General features: G+C 52.8%; 3 protein-coding genes. All 3 read left to right on the top strand.

The genetic code is table 11. The features are described 5' to 3' along the window. The first annotated feature begins 1976 nt into the window (after window positions 1-1976). The 3 genes from MXE41_RS02650 to MXE41_RS02640 all read left to right on the top strand — a co-directional run bounded on the left by MXE41_RS02650 (window position 1977) and on the right by MXE41_RS02640 (window position 16087). Window positions 1977-7892, top strand: coding sequence for an autotransporter outer membrane beta-barrel domain-containing protein (locus MXE41_RS02650; protein WP_247099252.1), 5916 nt, complete (start codon window positions 1977-1979; stop codon window positions 7890-7892). A 2460-nt stretch (window positions 7893-10352) separates the two neighbouring features. Next, a complete protein-coding gene (locus tag MXE41_RS02645) occupies window positions 10353-11066 on the top strand; it encodes a hypothetical protein (RefSeq protein ID WP_247099251.1) in 714 nt (237 codons plus the stop codon). 680 nt (window positions 11067-11746) lie between these two features. Further along, complete coding sequence (locus tag MXE41_RS02640) at window positions 11747-16087, top strand: hypothetical protein (protein ID WP_247099250.1); 4341 nt, start codon at window positions 11747-11749, stop codon at window positions 16085-16087. Window positions 16088-18072: the final 1985 nt, after the last annotated feature.

Raw genomic sequence — 18072 nt, 5'->3', positions numbered from 1 at the left:
CAGCACCCATGTCACGGCCCGACAGCTGTCATAGCCACCTGGGCCGCAGCGCCCAGACCACAGTACGGTTGACGCCATGCATATGCTGCCAGCTGGCAGCCACCGTCCATCTGCGGAAGCTGAGCGCAGCCATGCTTTCATGGACGCAGGGGGCTGCCAGCTGCAGGATAATGGCATGACAGTGAATGACTTTTTATTACTGGGCATGCAGCGGACAGCCCAATGGTCAGGCTGTAGCAGCAGGATCATGAGCTCACTGTCTGATTTGCCTGCAGCGATTGACTGCCTGGCAGGGAATTTTGACCGAACAGGCCGGATAATGAAAACCGGGCCACATTATCGCACAGATAACCCATTGCCGATAAGTAAAGACCGGACATGTGCTGCTTTGACAGCATGGCCCACCGGTTGCCCAGCAGCCGCCTTGCCCCAAAGACGCATCTGACCAGAACAGACCACTTGACAGATGCAGCAGCTTAGCGCAGAACAGTAGGAGAAGCTGGCAGATCAAGTCAGCGCATGGCGTCGAAGAACAGCACAGCACTGTGCAGCGGAACATCAGGGCTTGGAGCTGCATAGCAAAGAGTGGAAATCAGGGAGAGGACCTGCACAATACAGATGGAGTCAGACTGAAAAGGGGCAGGGATAGCCTTTGAGGTGTCTGAAACGAGTGTGCCATATCCCTTTCATGCTTAAGGAGCTCAAAAGTACCGATACGACTTATACGGTAGCGCACAAACATATTCTGAGCAGCAGTAAGCCCAGCCACTGACGGACAGCAGGACGGATTGTATGTGTCATAGTTGCTGTAATTAGGGACAGCTGCGTCTTGCTGCTGCCTGTATTGCCAGCAGTGGGCATTACTGCTATGACTGAAGGAGCGTCCCACCATGCTTGAGCAACATTGGCTGTCACAGGACAAGTTACTGGAACATCTGCAGAATGGCTGATGTTTATGATTGATGAAGCTGTCGTGTCTTGGTAGAAACTTTTACTGACAGAAATCGTTTGTATGTTAGTTTTTGGCCGAAAAACGTAAACAGGGTGTAAATACGTTTACATTAAATAGATGTAAAACTATATATCTATAATCTAGATATGCAGAAACAGCAGGACAGTAATATAAAGAATACGATATTTATCAGATTTTAGCGAAGCTTAAACAAGGTCAGGAACAGCGTGACTTAGGAAAGTTGAAAAAGTTCTGTAATTTCTTAAATTATTTATGGTTATAGCATTGTATAAATGGTAAAATTTATAGATTGTGTTACCTGAACGCCTGCCTGTTATCAGGGCGGCGCAAAAGTTTTGCACTCACGTAAGACTGGACTTCATAAGGTCTGTTTATACGGGGGCCTGCAGCTTTTGGGTATGATGAAAAACGTTTCCTGAAATCGTGCTCCTTGTACTCTTCCGGATAAAGTTACCGGCCATTAAGACAGCACTGGGCTCAAAGCTCAAAAGTGATTCAGGAAGTCCGCACGAAAACTGCCCTCAGCATACAGATGAAAACGCTGATAACGGCAGACAGATCTCAGCAGACCGACAAGCCTGAAAATGCAGGCCTGGAGGTCAGAAAGCTCACCATTCCACTGTTTGCATGTGGCGCAAGCTGCGCACAGAGCAAACAGCAGTCCAGCCTCTTCACCATGTACATCAGACAACCTGCCAAGCACTGACCTGCAAATGGCCAGTGTAATCAGGTTATATGTACAGAAAAAGGTAATGACGTCAGGTGCAGCACAGTCTGAGCGGACAGGAAAATTCGCCTTTTCATCACATCTGGTGATAACGGTTTCATAAGGCTGCAACAGCAGCCCACAGCCTCCCAGGCCGCAGGCGACAGAGGGTCGCACAGCCGTAACAGTGAGGCATACTGGTCCCTGAGACACGGACCGGGCAGCAGGAAGCTGCAGCGGAAGTGGATTAGGTAGACTACACCTTTGTTAATCTCTTATTTATAGAAACTGATTTTTATGAAGCAGACCAATAATGCCATCAAGTTCCTGATGGCTCAGTACCGCGCCATTTTCAAGAGCGCCTACATCAAAGGCATTGCTACCGCCACTATCCTCACCACCGCTCTGGCCGTCGGCCAGGCCCAGGCAGCCGCCCCTAATCTTGGCACCTTAAACAAGGACACCACCATTGCAGATGCCCAAGATCAGATTACTCAAAAGGCTTCGGTAAATAACACTAATACTTTTAAGCTGACATTATCTGCAGGAACAAACACTTTTACAGGCCCTGATACTGGCACCACAACTTTAACTGATGTAAAGCTTGCCAATGCAACATTTGTTGTAAATGGCGACAACACAAAGCTTCAGGTAACAACATCAGCTCAGGAAGGTGCGACCCTTTCTCTTAAGCAGCTGGATGTCCAGAATGGTAGTGTAAGCATTACTGGCGGTAATACTGATAAGGTTGCAACCCTCGTTGCTGAAACCATCAGCATGTCCTCTGATAAGGCCAAGTTAACCGTATCCGGCGACCACACCTCAACTCTCGGTGATGCAACCAAGACAGTCTACGACCTGAAGAATGGCGCAACCATTACTATCGGTAAGTCCGGTGCTATGGTAGGTAAGAGCATCCTGTCTGACGGCGGTAAGATTGTGTTTGCCGGTTCTGGCTCTGGTCTGCAGGCCCCAATGTACCTTGAAAAGGATTCTGGTGGTGCTGCTCAGAAGCTTGATATCACTGTAAATGCCAATGCTACAGATTCCATTTCACTGGCTGGTAAGGCTGCTGATAACCGTGGTGTGCTGCACTTCAAGTCTGGTTCTACCATTGACTTAAAGGCTGATGCAACCTCTGGCGGTATTCTTAACATCGCTTCAAACAACAAGTTCGGCTCTATCGTAAAGTTTGATAAGGGTGTGACCTTAACCAGCACAGGATCAGGCAAGGGCGGTTTAATTAACGTTTCAGGTACTGCTGCAACTACTGGTGGTACAAATACCCCTCAGAGCCTCTCCGAGATTCACTCTGATGCAACTGTATTAACTGACTTCCTCAGTGGCAAGGGTGGTCAGCAAGGTGCAATTGACTTAAAGGCTGACTCTGCACTCAAGATTATCGATGATGTAACTGTTGATGTGGCTGCTGGCAGCAACAACGTAAGTGGCACAACTGTAAGTCTGAATGTTGCAGGTGTAGCAGGCGGAAGCACTGCAGCTGCAGGTGCGGTTAACCTTTCAGCTAAGTCCACAATTCAGGCTAAGAATATTGTTGTTTCCAAGGCCCTTGGTGCAAACCTCAACGACAAGCTTGTACTTAAGGCTGATGACACCTTGACTCTTGGTGGCAGCAACTACAGCGGTACAGCTACTTTTGGCTTCTCCGGTGCTGAGGCTGTAAACCTCAAGATGGAGGCCAGCGGCGGCACTCTGACTCTGGCTGACAACGTCACCCTGCGCAGCCTTACCACCAAGGAAGTGGAAGGCAAGACCAAGGTCGTAGCCGGTGAAGGCAAGATCGAGGGTAATGTAATCCTGACTGGTCAGAAGGGCATTACTGTTGATGGCGGTAAGTACACTGCATCCAACGCAATCACAATCAGCGGCGGTACTCTCAAGGTTCAGAACACCGGTCTTGGTGGTACTCTTGCTGACCAGTCCAGCCTGAAGCTGACCAATCTGACTATTGACCTGTCTGTACAGAATGGCGCCATTACTGCAGTTGGCTCCGGCTCTACTATTGACCTGAGCGAGGCCACAATTACCGCAAAAGATGCTGCCAATGCTGCAAATGACAACAAGAACTTCAACTTCAAGGCCGATTCTGGCGCCGAGCTGAAGATCAAGGGCGAGAAGTTTGCTGAGCTCCTGAGCAATGCCAACAAAGGCTCCATCTTCACTGTTGATAACAACGGTAAGATCACACTGACTGGTGACACCGAGGTTAAGGCCGCCTATCTTAAGGCAACCGCCAATAACGATAAGACTGCTGTAATCATGACCAAGGGTACCTTAAACGCTACCGAAGGTCTGACCCTGACAGAGGTTAATGCAACTACCGGTATCGATATTGGCCAGAATGGCAAGATCCAGGCTGGTACTCTGACCATGAATCTGTCTGATACAGAGGCAGAAAAGGCTGAGAGTATTCTTAATATTAAGTCTGGCGACTACACCACCCTGGGTGACATGTCCACCAATGCCAAGAAGGGCTTTGTATTCTCCGGTGCCAACTCTGTTCTGAATCTGGGCACTTACGAGGTAGATACCTCTGTTACTGACAAGGTTGCCTACAAGGGTTTATCCTCTGGCGGTACTGTTGGCCAGGCCGTGACCCTGAGCGGTGCCGGTACTGCCATGAATGTAAAGTATGGCAACTGGAATGTTTCCGGTGAGTTAACAGTTTCCGGCGGTGCTCTGACTGTTGGTAACGCTGACACCATTAAGGACAAGAACGGTAACGTTCTGACTGCCTCCATGTCTGCCTCCAACCTCAAGGTTGTTGACGGCAAGGTTCAGATTCAGTCCGGCTCTTCTGTTAAGGCCACTCAGGTTTCTGTTGATGCTGGCAAGAGCATTGATGTAAGTGGCAGCCTGACCATTAAGGGCAGCTTCAAGGCCGGCGACTCCTCCGCTAATCCTCAGACCAAGGACAGCTACGGTATTTCCCTGGCTGACAACTCCATCAAGGTAAATCAGGGTGCTTCCTTAACCTTTGAGTCCGGTGATGCTATTACCAAGGCTCTGAATGCTACTGAGTCCAATGGCAAGATTACCTCCTTTGATGTTAAGACCGATGCCTTTGCCTCCGGTGGTGCTCTGGTTTCTCAGGCCGGTTCTACCGTAAACCTGAGCGTCTTCAAGGAAGGTACTGTCATTACCAAGGAAGCTATCAGCAAGCTGACCACCGGTCTGTTTGGTGAGAAGTCTTCACTTAACGGTACTGTAAATCTGGGCAAGGTAGTCTTTGACGGCCTGGCTCCAACTGACAAGGGTACTGTTTCCTGGAATGATGCCAAGGCTTTTGGCAACTACCTGCCAAACTACACCAATGACGGCCTGCTCAACGCCAAGCTGACTGATGTCAATAACGAGACTATCTACGGTAACTGGGGTTCTGCTGAGGATCTGACCAAGACCAGCGGCAGCATCAAGTTTGCTGAGAATGCTTCCTTAAACAATGCCACTCAGGTTGGTGAAGAGAAGTACTTCGTAGTCGGTTCCGGCGGTGCTCTGCTGGGTATTGACGTTGCCAAGGTTGGTACCATGACCCTGGCAAACGGCGGTAAGGCCGGTGCAGTTAAGCTTGATGACCTGGCTACCCTGATTGTTGACGGCAAGGCTGGCAACACCACCGCTCTGAAGAACATTTCAGGTGACACCACTGCCAAGGTAACCCTTAACAGCGGTATTACTGAGGTTGCTGACAACGTTAAGGTTGGCTATCTGAGCATGAATGCCAAGGAGCCTACCAAGCTGACTGTTGGCAAGAACCTGAATCTGACCAATGCTGACAAGGAATCTGTCCTGTCCGGTGAGGTTGAGGTTAAGGGCAATGTTGACCTGGCCGGTAAGACTACTTTCGGTGGCAAGACCGTAGTAGGCGGTACTTTCACCGCTGCCAAGGATGTAACCTTTGCCGGTGAGACCAACATCACCAAGGGTCTGTTAAGTCTGAATGCTGACGGTTATGTTGCCGGCGGCTTCCTGACTGCTACTGAGGTGAACCTCAAGGACAACGCCTCTACCTTATATGTTGGTAACGACTCTATTTCTGAGGGCGACAACAAGCGCAGCAGCGCTACCGGCTATGCCGAGATTGATAACCTCAACCTCAAGGGCGGTACCCTCTTTGTTGATCCTGATTACGGTCACAGAACCTCTGTTGCTGCCGTTTCTCACTTCGGTAACAAGGTAACTGATGCCAAGAATGCCGGTACTGTTGAGGGTAAGGTAGTTGTTGGTAAGAACGCTGCTCTGGCTACCGGTGTTGACGTTGATGTCCTGGGCATGATGGACTTCATTGACCGTTACCAGATTGGTGGTTCCCTGACTCAGGGTGCCGGTTCCATCATGTACATGGGCAATGTTCTGACTGTTAAGGATGGCTCCCGTCTGGTACTGGATGCTGTTAACAAGCAGAGCGATGTTGAGGCAGAGCTGGGCAAGGCCGCTGCCGATTCCAAGTACTCTGCTGTATGGAGTGGCGGTTCTGAGAAGATTGCCTCAGATCTCTACATGAGTGCCGGTTCCATCATGGCCATTGATGAGAACATCCTCAAGGATGGCAAGGCTGTTCACTTCGACAAGGATGATGCCGCTATCTACAGTGAGGGTGGTAAGGTTGTCCTTGAGAGCTCCGCTTTCATCAACAGCCGTGACATAGTGCTCTTTACCGATAAGGGCATTGGCGAGAATGCCGGTGTTAAGGTACTGGGTGTTGCCGGTAAGAATGACATCGAAGTTGAGTCTCTCAACGGTCTGATGCACTTCACCCTCAAGGCCGGTGAAGTAACCAAGGGCCAGACCCTGAAGTTAAACCGTTCACGAGTTGACACTGCCTTCTCCGAGGCCTCTGCCCCAATGCGTACCTTCTTAATCAGCTACGCATCTCTGACCAAGAACTGGGAAGATTTCTACCAGCAGGAAGAGGCCAAGCCTGAGGCCAAGCCAGAAGAGAAGCCTGACTCCAAGCCTGATGCAGGTACCAAGGCTGTAGCCGCAGCAGCACCTGCAGCTCCAGCTGTAGTTCAGGAGCACCTGATTGATCGCGAGGCCTATGACTTTGAGGCCAAGTTCGATAAGGATAACAACCTCGTAGTTCAGCAGGGCTTTAACAAGAATGACTTCGTTGTTGTTACCTATAAGGAAAACGACAAGGAAGTTAAGAAGATCTTCAAGGTAGCCAGAAATGAGTTCCTCGAGAAGGTTGTTCTTGATACCAATGGTCGTCCAGCTGACGTAGCTGCACGTATGGGTGTATTTGCCGGTTCTGCCGAGGCTGCTCTGCTTGCCGGTACTGGCACCTACGAGGCTGTTGCCGGTCGCTTTGGCATGGGCCAGCAGGGTCAGCTGATGTCCTACGCCAACAATGGTCAGGGCACTGCCTTATGGCTCTCCCCAATCTACAAGGATCATGATTCCGACGGCTTCAATGCTGACGGCATCTCCTGGGGTTCTGACGCTTCCTTAACCGGTTTTGCTCTGGGTGCTGATTACACCCTGGATTCCGGTCTGCGTTATGGTGTAACCATCAATGCAGGTCAGGGCGACTCAAGCGGTCAGGGTGCTGCTACCGGTGTTGACGGTGACTTCGACTACTTCAGCATTGGCGCTTATGCCGGCTTCGTAAGTGGTCCATACTCTGTAGTAGGTGATCTGTCTTACAGCGTAGTTGATTCTGACGTTAAGGCTTCTACCGAAGTCGGTAAGCTCAACACCAGCTTTGACACCACCAACTTAAGCATGGGTGTTACCGGTCAGATCAACCTGAGCGTCAATGGTCTGGACATCGTTCCTCACCTTGGCTTACGTTACACCCGTCTGGACATGGACTCCTACGATGTAATGTCTGATTACGGCCGTGTTGGTTCCGTAACCACTTCATCTGCTTCCATGTTCACCATTCCAGCCGGTATCACCATCTCCAAGGAGTACTTCTCTGAGGAGTGGAGCTTCCAGCCTTCCATCGACTTCAACGTCACTGGCTCCTTTGGCGATGACAGCCTCGATGGTTCTATCCACTGGGATGGCGTAGGCAACTTCGACGTCAGCACCAAGACCGAGTTCACCGATAACGTAAGCTACGGTGTACTGGCAGGCTTCGGTGCTCAGTCCGAGCGTCTGTCTGTTGGTGCCGGCCTTGGCTACACCACCTCCAGCTCTGTTGACGAGTTCAGCTTAACTGGTAACCTGCGTTACGCTTTCTAAAATATTTTAGATTAGCGTAAGATCAAAAGCTCTCCGCCAGTGCCGTGCACCGGCGGAGCAGCCCCAAAATCAAAAGCCCCCTCAATCTCACGACCACTGCGGCCGTGTCATTTGAGGGGGCTTTTTCATTTATACCGGAGCAGACATCCAGCATAAGTTTTCATCGTTTTTGACCACAGGACAGCGGCCAAACAGCAACAGGCTTCGTAATATCTGCTGCCCACCGGCTCTCAACCGGAACTCCACACGCACTTGGTCGTCCTGGCAGCGACCCTGACTGAATTTGAGCCTGTCCAGCCCGCTTACAGACAAGGGTAGCGCCATACCTGCTGGCATTCTGCAGGCGGCACCTGCCATTGCGGTGGACGACGTGGCTTACCAGGAGCACTGAGATGGTCACAGCGACTTATGCCACAGCTGACCAGGCAACTGCTGTCGATGCCAGCACCAGGGGACTGCAGCTCATATTGGGCCAGGTGCGCATACGGACAGAAGCGACAGTTGCTTTGGGATGCACAGTTGGGGCGGCAATCACCTCTCATACTCCCTGGCACATCAGCACTGGTCAGATCCCGCAGGCACACGGTCTTTGTAAACACCAGTCGAAGCATCTGTTTCTTACCCTAACCCTTACTCTTGCTCCTGTCCTTCAGCAGCCTTAACCACACTCAGCCTCTGTGGCTCACAGCTCAGCCAGAGTAGTGACTCCAGTCTTCCACTTGTCCATAAAGGCATTCATCCATTCATCAAACCATCAAGCCAGCATTCCATCCATCCATCCATCCATCCATTTGTTCGTTCGTTAGTTTGTCCATTTAATGAGTCTGGCTCTCTTCCCAGCTGAACAGTTGACCAGCCAGACAGCTTGCCTGTCAATCAGTCAGTCCTTCATCCATCATCAGTCGTTGCAGTCGACCATTAATCGAACCATGCATCCAGCCATCGTTTCCGCCTTCAATCGGTTATTTAATCTTAGTGCAGACGTCCATCCGCTGGCATCATCTGCTTCAGTTCATTCATCTTTCTGATGCAGAGCAGTCTGGAAGTCAGGAGGCCAGGCGGCGTGTTGGGCCATCTGGGTCAGGCGGAGTTCAGGGGTGTAGCTCCTGTGCCCCAGGAAGGCCTGTATGGTGCTCCATTGTGGTTATAAATGCCATTTTCATGAGAGGAGCGCTGCGTTTTTGTTGCAGCTTATGCCCGGCAGCGTGATGCAGGTACAGTGCTGAAGATAATTTTGCTGACTGATATCAGTGGGGCCCATATAATCATTGACATGTATTCGATAGCACTCAGTTCTGACAGCTCTGCAGTTCAATGCCTGAGCTGGTCCGAGCCGAGCCGGTCCGGGACTGTCCTGTGGCTGTAGCGGCCCTGCCATACATTGACGTGTGAAGCATGCCCTTGCATGCAATGCCATGCACGTCACGACACGGCATACCATGCTACTGGCAGCTGTAGGTCATGGTCGCAGGGACTGTCCTGTGACGAGTCAGTCTAACGTCTGCCTTGTATGCCTGCCCGGCCATATGATGGCTCTGGCAGCCTGCCACGTATTGTGCTGGCCTGCTCTGACCATGGCTATGCCCATAGCCATGGCTCATGTTCTGACTCTGAGTATGTCTCTGGGGCTGGCTCATGACAGGTGGCCACCCATTGCAAAGTACCATGACTGTGGCCCTGCCCTGTTGTCCCGTCATATCACCAGAGCTTACCTGGTTCGGGCAGGTCAGATCCATGCCATTCCATGCCATTCCATGCCCTGTAAGGGAGGCTTGCTCTGGCATGGCTGGCTTTTCTGGCAGTCTGAGGTGTGCTGGTGGCTGCTGAGCCGGCTGTTTTGGCAGACAGTTGCAGAGCTGGTCTAAGGCTTAGGGGCTGACCATGCAGATCTTGCGTCCGTAAGGCTGTAAGGGCTTCCTGCTGGCCGGGCAGAGTTGCGTTCTGAGCCTTTGCCGGTCATTTTGCCTTGCTGATCTTGCCTTGCTCTGGCTCTGGCTGTTTTTCGTTGCTGTCAGCATGCATGCATGCATGCATGCTGACTCGCCGCTCCAGCTGTTTGACAGGGCCGTATGCTTACATACAGTCACACCTCACACAGGCCTGTGAGCGTGCAGCCGGGACTGAGTGCGGCCAGGCAATCACACGCTCATAAAAGCTCGCCTGTCTGCAAGCCGCAGCTGCGCGGTCACGCTTTTACAGGGACGTTGTGCAAGCTGGCATGCAGGTAGGCAGGCATGCAGGAAGTCATCAGTAAGCCATGCTGGCACTGTGATATGCCGGACTGCTGGCAGGGTATCGTGCTGTGCCGTTGTGTTGCTGAGCTGTTGAGCTGCTGCGCTGCTGCAGTGTTGTGACATTTTGGTTCTGTGGCATGGGGCTGGTGAGCTGGCGGCGGAGCTGCGAATACTGGGGTGGGGACCGGGTGTGCCTGCCTGCGATGATTGTTCTAACGGAGGGGATATGATTAATAAGAGAGTTGTGGCCGATCTGGTTGCCGCCTATAAGAAAGGTTTTAATGAGTGGTGGGGCTCGGAGAGCCACAAGCTGCAGGCTCTTAAGGAATTTACTGAGAACTGGGACCTGAGCAGTGACGATTTTGTGGGCATGTACGACAAGGCCACTGCCAGTGCCGATCGTCTGCTGCCGGCTGACAAGTCATTCCCAGGTGGCATGATTTCCTGTATGGCCCGCATGAACAGGGAGCGTACTGTTGAGGCCTTTACCGTGCTTTATGATGAAGGCAAGCCTCTTGCTGAGCGTATTGATAATTTCAAGAACTGCCTTGACCGGCTGCTCAGCCACTTTGCTGTAGATAACCCTAACTGGGTACTGCACTATAAGGAAAGCCAGAGCTTTACCGCATGGCTTTTCCTGCGCTATCCGTCAAAGTACTACCTCTACCAGCAGGAGCATGCCGCCGATTTTGCCGCATGGCTGGGCAGCAATTTGCGTATGACCTCCAGCTCCCGTGGTGCCGATCTGGCAGCTGTATATGCTTTCTTTGATGAGCTCAATGCCATACTCAGGGAAGATGCAGAGCTTGTTGAGCTTAACAGACAGCTGCTTGCCAAATGGGGACTGCCTGATGACAATCTGCACACCATCACCTGGGATCTGAGCTGCTGGTTTGCCCGCAGCGGCTACCGCGCCTCCATGACCTGCTGCACCTGCTGACGCAGCCTGGAGCCAGCTGCTCCAGCTCGCCTGCCACAATGCCGCAGGCTGCAGCCTGACAAGCGTCCAGAGCCGGGCAGCCTGCATTCAGCAGCCTGGAGTAGCCGACTCCATAAGATCAGGTCAATGACTCGACCAGCTGGTCCATGACCCCAATGCCCGTGACAGCTCACTGTCACGGGCATCGTCATCAATGGCTCTCATGCAGAAAAACTGACCATGGCTGTGGCTCGGGCAAGCCTCCAGCACCTCCGCTGACAACTCTGCAACAAAGCTCAGCGGCTATCTCCTGAGCCATTATCTGGCTGCTGTGCTGGCCGCCAGGTCTGGCGCACTGAACACAGGGCGCCTCAGTGCTGCGCAGTACTGCACAGTGGGAGTGGCAGTCAGCATCACGTATGCCTGGACTTTTAACTGAACCTGCAGCTCTGCCTGCTTTGGCGATCTGGGCTCTGGGGTATGGTTGTGGTGGGTGGTGGCTGTGCCGGGACTTTGGGCCTGTGCCTGGACTTTAGGCCTGTGCCGGGACATTGGGACGGGCCTGGTTGTGGTGGGTCTGTGCCGGGACTTTAGGGCTGTGCACGGACATTGGGACGGTGCCGGGACTTTAGGCCTGTGCCGGGACTTTGGGGCGGTGTGCTGGTATGATCTGTACAGTTCCATTAATGGAGAGTACAGGAATGATAGATGTCAAACTGCACGATGAGCTGATTGAGCTTTATGAGCAGCGCGATTATGTAAGTCTGGTGCAGAAAGCCCAGCTTATTGACCGTTATAACCTTGATGACAGCGAAATCATGCTGCTTGCAGCAGCATACTATCATCTGGGCTCAGTGCAGTCTCTGTATTTCAAGGCTGGAGCTGCCTTTTTGATTCCTCTGGAGCGCAGTTCTCTTAACACCTATCCTCAATGGCATTTCTACATGGGCATGTGTCTGCATGAAATCTGCAACTATGCCCGTGCTTTCCGTCATTTCAATGAATTCCTGGCCATGACTGCAAGCTTTAAAGATGAGCTTATCCGCAGTCAGCGCAAGGTGGTGGAAAACCGCCTTAACAACTGTCAGGCCTTTTTGACCCTGCCTCTGTTCAACAGAAGCTTTGTCCGTCGCGTCAAGGACTTCTGGACAGCCTTTGACAGCCTCATTCCTGTACTTTCCATTTACTCTGACCGTCTTTATCATGCCTGTCATGAAGGCAGCCGTGGTTCTTCCATTGCTCTGCACGATTATCAGAGCCGTTATCGTGAGGCTCTGGAGCAGATTAAGCTGCATCTTGGCAATGCCTTGCCCGGTCAGAAATTCTCCCTGCGCTTCCTGCCTTTTAAGGGCCCAGGTGAGCCCAGGTTTGAGCTTATCTTTCCGGCTGGGCCTCATCTGAGCCGCCTGCATGCCCTGCGTTATCTGGTCAGGGCCGCTCAGCATCTGCTGCGCCATGAAAATTATCTGGTATGTACTCTGGGCATTCCCTGTGATACTACCTGGGAGTGCTCCCTTGGTGGCCTGAGAGTTACTGCCGAGGATGTGATGGTCTACATTGACCTGAGGCATGAGGATAAGGCCCGTGCCACTGGCGGTACCGTAGTTAACTATCAGATCATGCTCTACAGCCCACGACTGAGTGGCTGTAACGATTTGCTGCGTGCCCGCGTGCTCGAGCAGCTGCTGTACCACAACTGTGGAGAGCTGGGCTGCAATATGTACTTTGATGAAATCTCAGTACTTGACGATGCAGACAGAGCCGGGCTGGACAAAATCATTGACCAGTATGAAAAGTTTGTCCGCCTTGAGCGTGCCGCTGCAGCTGCTGTCGCCTCAGGCGACAGCGATGCGGCAGCAGAGCTGCTGCGCAGCTGTCTTGCTGAAAATGCCCTGTCAGACTTAAGCAAACCAGACTCTAAGAGCGCTCATACCGGCAAATCATCCTGTCATGAGACCACCATTGTTGGTAATCCACTTCTAAATGCCCTGACCTCTGATTTTGCTCAGGAGCAGGTCAGAGCTCAGTCCCAGCCGCAATCTCTGGCCATGGTTATGGCACAGAGCCAGTCTCAGTCTACATCTCTGTCAAGAGCTCTGGCATCAGGTTACAGTAAGACCCATTCAGTGAACAGGTCTATGGGCTATGGCCACTCCAGCTCCTATTCACTGTCAAGAACTCTGTCGCAGGGCCGCTCTTCACATTATTCACTGGCCAGTTCTCTGACTAAGAGTTCTGTAAAGTCACACTCGCTGTCTCGTGCCGTGGCAAGAAACCAGTCGAACTCTTCTGGCAGAACCCGTAACGGATCTCTGGGCCTGAATCAGTCCAGCTCTATGGGAAGAGGCCTGTCCAGCACTTTTACCAGCGGCCTGTCCAGCGCCTTTGCCAGCAGCCCGACCAATGCCTTTGCCAGCAGCCCGACCAATGCCTTTGCCAGCGGTCCATCCAGTGTCCTGAGCAGGGCCCAGTCCAGCTACAGTTCCACCAACAGATTCAAGACCAGATCCACGTCCAAATCTGCATCCAAATCGAGAAATACGGACCGGCTGGGCTCAAATCCAATGTCAGCTCCTCCATCTTCGCCTACCGATACTGCCCTGCCAATGACTCATGATCAGGCCAGAATTGCTGCCATGATGAAGGCCAATGCTGAGAGAGCCAAAAACAAAAATGGAGCTAATGCAGGTGCCGGCTCTGCTGTAACCGCAAAGTCTCAGACAAATGACAGGTCCCGTGAGCAACAGCTGCATAAGAGCCGCCCATGGTCCAGCCTCTATATCAATTCCCATAGAGCCTCTTTCTGGTCAGATGACAGCGATGATAAGAGCAGTGAGACAGGCTCACAGAGCAGCATCAGCATCTCTGGAGACCAGGGCACATTGGGCAGTAAGTCTGCAACCTCCTCCAGCTCCAGAACTGGTGCCAGCGCCATGGGTACAGGCATAGACCAGGACTCCAGCGCATCAGGCAAGGGCACAGACAAGAGCAAAAGCACCGACAGGAGCAAAGGCACAGACAGGAACAAAAGCGGTAAGCGTCATGACAGGCATGGTAATGACCGCAGTTCAGATCATGGCCGCAATGCTTCGTTTCACGACTACGACAGTCTTATGGAAGAGCTTAGTGCCCAGCTCGACGCTGAGCTGCAGGCCAAGACTCAGAAAAACGAGGCCGCAGCTGCCGCTGCCCCGGCTGCTGCCCCAGCCCCTGACTTGGCAGGCCGCAGCCCGGCAGCGTCATCCGGCACCAGCTCCACTGCTGCGCAGCAGCCTAAGAGCAGCTCTGCTGCAGCAGCGTCAGCCGCTGGCTCAGTACCGCAGGCCGGTTCATCGCCTTCATCAGCAGCCTCTGCCCCATCAGCTTCATCCGCAAAGGCAGCTGCCTCTGTCACAGCCGCAGTGTCAGCACCTGGGGCAGGCACTGGCTCAGGGGTATTGAGTTCCCCAGCCCATACCTCAGGCAGCTCTGTTGACAGTATGGAGGCTTTTATCAATGGTCTTATGTCTTCATCACAGGAGCTGCAAAGTGCTGAGGATGATGCCGGACGTTCTAAAGCCGATGAGGGTCGTGACTCACCATTGCCGGTGGGCAGCTGTGAGATTGAAAGTGCAGGCAGCAGCGCATCAGACAGTGCCACTGCCAGCACTGACGTCAACGAGACTGACCGCAACCAGAGTGCCCTCCAGCAAGGCTCTGCAGGTGCCTCAGCCAGCTCGGATAAATCCGGCAACTCAGGCACTGCGGCTTCGTGTGGCAACGCCAGCGCTGCCGACACGCATGCAGTACAGGATGCAACTGCCACGTCTGATGCCCCTGCCTCAGCTGTTGCTGCAGCCGGCACCTCCGGTAGTAAGGACAAGTCAGCCGGAGCGGGCAAGCATACAGGTTCACAACCATCCAGTGCCGCTGTAGCAGCAGTAGAAGCACTGAACGATAACAAGGCCGCCCTGGAGGCTGCCGGTGTGGACGCCACTTTACTGGTCGCTGCAACCGCCATGATTGCAGGTACTTCTCTGGAGGCTATTTCCGGTTCACATGCCAGGAGCCCAGATGGCAAGGCCGGCAAAGCCTCCGGCAACAGCAATGGTAATGGCAATAGCTCAGCTGCCGGAAAAGTCGCAGCTGGAGGTACATATAGTAGTAAGGGCTCTGCCACCGACTCAGGCTCAGTGCCAGGTGGTGCTGCAGCCAATGCTGCCGATGCTTCAGCCGCTGCCGCTGCCTCAGCCGCCGCAGCAGCCGATGCCGTCAAGGCTGCCATGGATTTATTCCAGGGAGTTCAGGACGGAACTGCTCCCAAGAACCCGTTACCGGCTGATGTTGCAGCCCAGCTCGCAGCTCTGGCATCAGCTGGGAACAATCCAGAAGGCTCTTTACCTCACTATGTATGTATTCCGCTTACCAGACTCAATGACTTCATGATGGAGCGTGGTCTGCCGGTACAGGGAGTTAATTTTGAGGAGTACTGGGCAAATAACAAGCTCGACTTCTTCTCTGACATACTTTATGAGCGTGAACCAGTCCCTCAAAGCGAAGAAGCCAATGCCATTGAAGAGAGCATTGCCCTGCGTCTGGAGGCCTTCTGGACTGTAACTACCTGTTACGAGCTCGAGGACTTCATGACCGAGTTTGACCAGAGTGCCACCATGTCATGCTATGAGTGGGGCATACTGCCATGCTATGCCACCATACCTATGTGCAATCTCGTTGGCCTCGATGAGCACTTCATAGGTGAGGACAACCGCATCAGGGAGGACAGGCTTGATGAGCTCAAGCAGCGTTGTCTGTGCTTCCGTGAGGAGTACATAGGCCGTCTCAAGACAGAATGTGGCCGCTCTTCATTTGCCAGCACCGGCATTGCCCTGAGTCATGAGTATCTCTTTATTGACTTCCTGCTCTGGGATCCTTTCCGCGTAATGGGAGCCGTGCACAAGGTCACCGAGGAAATGGAGCTGGTCGATGCCGGAATCCGCAGCTTCCACCCGTACAGCAACGAAATGGCTGCCGAAGACCTCAACTTCGAGTTCCCGTCAACCTGACCCCGGCACACAACCAGGCAGCCCGGCAGCCAGGCAACCGCCAAATCCATAGCCAAAGCAAAAGCCAAAGGCCGGCACTGCCCAGCCAGGCCCAGCCATGCCCACCAAGGGCAAGGCCACGGCAATACAAGCCTGCCGCCCGGCTGCGCCATACCGGGGCCGCTGCTGCCGCAGCTGCCACGTCACCACTGCCAGCTTAATGCTGCAACCCCGGAGGATCCCTGGCCAACGCCCCGTCACGGCAACAGTAAGGGGCTGTCACCGCCACAGCCACAGCTACAGACAGAGCCACAGGCATGGGTATGGGATCAGGCACTGACCTGAGCAGTGGCATGAGACGGGCTACAAATCAGGGGCTGGCATTGCCATGACCTGTGTCCTCCATGCTGACTCAGGGTGGTCAATGGCCGCCAATGGCTCAAAATGCCGTTGTGGCCATGGTAATGGCCATAGCCATTACCTGACATGACAAAATCACTAATCACCAGGGCCGGACCTGCCAGAAGCAGGCCCGGCCCTGTCATATCTGTTCACAGCAAAAGGACTTGATCCCAAACAGAGCATCACCTTGGTAATACGATGTACGCTTTACAAAGTAGTTTATAAATACTGTTGATGGCATAGCAAGGGATGGGTTGGCATGGCATGGCATGAGATGGTGTTGAATTGAGCTCACTGAGTTGAGTGGGGTGAATGGGGGGAATTATTTTGCCTGGTTGAAAAAGTTCAGGAGTTGAAACAGTGGTAAGAATCGCTGGTCGACCCGGGGAGTGATTGGGTTGAAAGCAGGCTTGAAATGAAATGGAATGAGATGTGGCGACTGAATGGGACAATGAGTCCTTGAAGCCTTGAATCGTTGAGTCGTAGAGCCAATTCAGCAATGAGCGAATGAATCAATGAGGCTATAACGGTACTTACGGAATGACTGCGTGAGGGGTTGAAAGCACGAATGGTTGCATGCATTGACTGAGTTTAAGAAATACACAACTGCAGAGAGGTATTAGCCTCTCTGGGGGGCTACGGACCGCAGTCAGGTGTTCAGGTGATGAATCTGGCTGGGATACATAGAGGCAGGGGGAATATGAGATGGACAGCTTTGCCCCTACATTCATCAGTAAGGCAAAACTCCTTTCTGCTGCACAGCTGCCCCTGCAGGGGCCAGCTGGGGCCTGAAGTTAAGCACCAGCTGTCATGGGGATGCATGAGGGTAGAAGCACGGAACGGTTCAGTACCGCTGAGTGTTAGCGGTAGTGCCGGTGCGGCAGCATGTATGGGACAGTTGCTCTATGCGCGTCTGGGAAAGTCTGGAAGCTTCGGCTCTCGTCAGGTGTGCCTGACTGATCCAGCATAGGCAGATACGGCACAGGCTGATACGGATCTGCGCTGGTACGGTACAGCTCGTTACGCTTCGGTTTGCACTCGTAGGGATTTGCTTTACTGTGAGGCGATTTAGTCCAGATAAGGCTGGTAAGCCTGAAAAGGCGGCCATGTGGCGGTGTTAGACTGCTGCATGAACCGGGAGATTGTAAGACAGTTGGGAAGTCATTATCAGGCTTGCAGATGCTTGAGCATGGGCAATAGCATCAACATTACCATGAAGAGGAGCATCATCATGACCATGAAGCTGCAGGTTCTTAATGCAGGGGCAGGTTGAGAGCAGAGACAAGGAGCCGGGCTTCGGGGAGTTCAGGTGCCAGGCAGCAGGATCAGTCATGGACTGGATCAGAGAAAGCGGGAATAAAGACAGGATCTGAAGTGGGCGGCCTTGCAGGTGCAAGGGCCATTTGAGAGGGGCATTAGAAATGCGGGGCCCATAAATTAAAAAAGCAGGACCCGAAGTTGCCTTCAGACGCTGCTTTAGAATACTGGACAATTATTTCCTGTAATAGTAACAGATCCGGTAATGCGTAACCGTAACATGGCTCACAATATCGCAATAAAGAAAGGCAAAATCACCCAATGATCCCGACTGGCAGGGCCTTTTG

It is taken from the genome of Anaerobiospirillum sp. NML120449, from assembly GCF_023051105.1.
Classification (GTDB): domain Bacteria; phylum Pseudomonadota; class Gammaproteobacteria; order Enterobacterales; family Succinivibrionaceae; genus Anaerobiospirillum.
The sequence above is the reverse complement of the archived record's forward strand: the minus strand, read 5'-3'. Positions and strand labels throughout refer to the sequence as shown.

Excerpts from the sequence above, each read along its gene's own strand:
- MXE41_RS02650 (WP_247099252.1), top strand. The coding sequence starts at position 1,977 with ATGAAGCAGACCAATAATGCCATCAAGTTCCTGATGGCTCAGTACCGC.
- MXE41_RS02645 (WP_247099251.1), top strand. The coding sequence starts at position 10,353 with ATGATTAATAAGAGAGTTGTGGCCGATCTGGTTGCCGCCTATAAGAAA.
- MXE41_RS02640 (WP_247099250.1), top strand. The coding sequence starts at position 11,747 with ATGATAGATGTCAAACTGCACGATGAGCTGATTGAGCTTTATGAGCAG.